The 2,023-nt window shown below is 56.5% G+C and carries 1 rRNA gene (running past one end of the window); it reads left to right on the forward strand.

What is annotated here, in order from left to right:
* Positions 1-2,023: ribosomal RNA gene (locus ACFY4A_RS42355) — 23S ribosomal RNA — on the forward strand (its annotated part extends 136 nt beyond the left edge of the window); the annotation flags it as partial.

Genomic DNA, 2,023 nt, shown 5'->3' on the forward strand with positions numbered 1-2,023 from the left:
GTGATCAGTCTGCCGGCTGGTCGGCGAGTCAGAAACCGTTGATGTAGGCGAAGGACATGCGAAAGGTCCGGCGTAGAGGGTAAGACCCCCGTAGTCGAAACGTCAGCGGCTCGTTGGAGAGACACCCAAGTAGCACGGGGCCCGAGAAATCCCGTGTGAATCTGGCGGGACCACCCGCTAAGCCTAAATATTCCCTGGTGACCGATAGCGGATAGTACCGTGAGGGAATGGTGAAAAGTACCCCGGGAGGGGAGTGAAATAGTACCTGAAACCGTGTGCCTACAAGCCGTGGGAGCGTCGGAGTGGAGTTTGCTTCACTCTCGTGACTGCGTGCCTTTTGAAGAATGAGCCTGCGAGTTTGCGGTGTGTTGCGAGGTTAACCCGGGTGGGGTAGCCGTAGCGAAAGCGAGTCCGAAGAGGGCGGTGGAGTAGCACGCTCAAGACCCGAAGCGGAGTGATCTAGCCATGGGCAGGTTGAAGCGGAGGTAAGACTTCGTGGAGGACCGAACCCACCAGGGTTGAAAACCTGGGGGATGACCTGTGGTTAGGGGTGAAAGGCCAATCAAACTCCGTGATAGCTGGTTCTCCCCGAAATGCATTTAGGTGCAGCGTCGTGTGTTTCTTGCCGGAGGTAGAGCACTGGATAGGCGATGGGCCCTACCGGGTTACTGACCTTAGCCAAACTCCGAATGCCGGTAAGTGAGAGCGCGGCAGTGAGACTGTGGGGGATAAGCTCCATGGTCGAGAGGGAAACAGCCCAGAGCATCGACTAAGGCCCCTAAGCGTACGCTAAGTGGGAAAGGATGTGGAGTCGCACAGACAACCAGGAGGTTGGCTTAGAAGCAGCCACCCTTGAAAGAGTGCGTAATAGCTCACTGGTCTAGTGATTCCGCGCCGACAATGTAGCGGGGCTCAAGCGTACCGCCGAAGTCGTGTCAATCCGGCATGTACTCCTAACGGAGGCTGGGTTGGGTAGGGGAGCGTCGTCTGCCGGGTGAAGCAGCACCGGAAGGTAGTTGTGGACGGTTGACGAGTGAGAATGCAGGCATGAGTAGCGATTCACACGTGAGAAACGTGTGCGCCGATTGACTAAGGGTTCCTGGGTCAAGCTGATCTGCCCAGGGTAAGTCGGGACCTAAGGCGAGGCCGACAGGCGTAGTCGATGGATAACCGGTTGATATTCCGGTACCCGCTGTGGAGCGTCAAACATCGAGCATCGTGATGCTAAGGCCGTGAAGCCGCCTCTGATCTCTTCGGAGTGAGGGGGATTGGTGGAGCCGCTGAACCAAGCGGTTAGTAGGTGAGTGATGGGGTGACGCAGGAAGGTAGTCCATCCCGGGCGGTGGTTGTCCCGGGGTAAGGGTGTAGGACGTCAGGTAGGTAAATCCGCCTGGCTTGTGTCTGAGACCTGATGCCGAGCCGATTGTGGTGAAGTGGATGATCCTATGCTGTCGAGAAAAGCCTCTAGCGAGTTTCATGGCGGCCCGTACCCTAAACCGACTCAGGTGGTCAGGTAGAGAATACCGAGGCGTTCGGGTGAACTATGGTTAAGGAACTCGGCAAAATGCCCCCGTAACTTCGGGAGAAGGGGGGCCACGCTTGGTGATCACTCTTGCAGTGTGAGCTGGGGGTGGCCGCAGAGACCAGCGAGAAGCGACTGTTTACTAAAAACACAGGTCCGTGCGAAGCCGTAAGGCGATGTATACGGACTGACGCCTGCCCGGTGCTGGAACGTTAAGGGGACCGGTTAGCTCACTTTCGGGTGGGCGAAGCTGAGAACTTAAGCGCCAGTAAACGGCGGTGGTAACTATAACCATCCTAAGGTAGCGAAATTCCTTGTCGGGTAAGTTCCGACCTGCACGAATGGCGTAACGACTTCTCGACTGTCTCAACCATAGGCCCGGTGAAATTGCACTACGAGTAAAGATGCTCGTTTCGCGCAGCAGGACGGAAAGACCCCGGGACCTTTACTACAGTTTGATATTGGTGTTCGGTTCGGCTTGTGTAGGATAGCTGGGAGACT

This window comes from Streptomyces sp. NPDC001292 (assembly GCF_042896465.1).
Classification (GTDB): domain Bacteria; phylum Actinomycetota; class Actinomycetes; order Streptomycetales; family Streptomycetaceae; genus Streptomyces.